The 1,602-nt window shown below is 59.9% G+C and carries 1 protein-coding gene; it reads right to left on the minus strand.

The annotated features are described in order from the left end of the window. Window positions 1–1,602, minus strand: a 1,602-nt coding sequence (locus H5U08_RS18195) for a hypothetical protein (RefSeq protein ID WP_297036394.1), incomplete at both ends; no start/stop codon positions are given.

The raw sequence follows: 1,602 nt of genomic DNA on the forward strand, positions 1-1,602 counted from the left end.
GCCGATGGGACGATTTTCCCAAATCAGGCCCATCGTGCCGTGTGGCCCGTGAATTCCCACCGCCGGAATGGTGATCATGTAAGGATGAACGACATAGCGCACGCGATCCGGATGATCTTCCGCAATGTCCAGACTGTCGCTCGACAACTCGTCATCCACCAGCCATTCCAATCCCGGGAAAATGGCTTCGTCGCGCTGGTGGATATAGACCATGGGCAATCCCCAGGCGAGAATGTCCACAGGTTGGTCGCTGACCAATTCGGACTCGACCGTGCAACTGCTGCTCTTCGGCCGCAGCGAGAATCTGACGTGCACTGTAAGCGTCGTTCCATCCGATGTTTTGACGGTACAGGGCAGGACCAGAATACCGGTGAGGGACTTTGGGAGGGAGCCCAGTTCACAGGAATCAGCGGCGAGCTGGTATTCTTCCGCCTCGCCCCGGCTGTTACGGATGACGAGCCGTCCCATGGAGACCAGCCAGCCAGCGACCTTCCAACCCTGGGGAGTTTTCACCTCCAGACGCCCGGCAGAAAATCGCTGCTGGCATGGGTAGAACACCAGGCGAAGGTTTTCGTTTTCCGATACAGGCACTGGCCGCGGCGCCACGGAAAACCGGCCCAGGGGCGGCGGTGGCGAGATACTTTTGACGACCATCACCCGGGACTGACCCGACCACACGCCTCCGGAACTCTCCGCGATCGGGACGTCCTTCGCCTGCACGGAGACTTTGACGGGCAGATTGGGAGTCTCCGTATCAGCAACAAAGGTGTGTCGCACGATCGTGCGTCGGGCGGGAAACAGGGCCTTGACCACCTTCCGCGTTGATCCCTGCGGTGTTTCAAACGAGACGGTGATGCCACTCACATTAACCTGGCCGGTGTTTTCCAGTTCGCACTCCAGGACGACCGTCTGGCCCACGGTAACCACAGGCTCCGCCGGCCCGAAGCTCCGAACACGCAGGGCCGGCCTGAGTTCCAACCGCCGCACATCCTGAAGTTCCCCACAAACGGCCGTGGCGAGAAGTGTCATGGGGCGGTCCCGCGATCCTGTCCATGCGAAGTAAAGCGGCTTGATTTCGTCCGGAGCCAGCCTGGGAATGGTCATTTTTCCCGGGCGATAGTGTACCTGGCCGGGAAAGGTGATCGTAACCTCCACGTTGTCCGCCGGACGATCGCCCACATTGGCCAGCAATACCCGAATGCGAGGCTCCCGATCGGGCGCCTGTGGATTTTCTTCGAGCATCACCTTTTTGATGTGGGGGACCGGCCCCACCTGGGCGATGTATTGAAAATCGTCAAGGAGGAGTTCTCCCGCCGTGCCCACAATCCGTGCTGCAAAGTGGACGCTTTTGACCCTGGGATTATCGGTGTAGTCGTATTTCAACCGGGCATGATGCCACTGGCCGTCGCCGATATGGTCTTCCGGGATGGTGAACGTTGCGCGAGGCGAGCCCGTCCGTTCGATGCCTTCTTCGTTGACCGGGATGACGTAAATGGTGAGCTTCGCCCCCTGAGCGGAAATGGCCTTGTACCAGAAATCGACGCCGCCCTTCAACTCGGTGATGAGGCGGGTACGGTTGAGGCCGGTCTCGGGTGTTGTCGT

The sequence above is a fragment of the Thermogutta sp. genome, assembly GCF_014359955.1.
In the GTDB taxonomy this organism is placed as follows: Bacteria; Planctomycetota; Planctomycetia; order Pirellulales; family Thermoguttaceae; genus Thermogutta.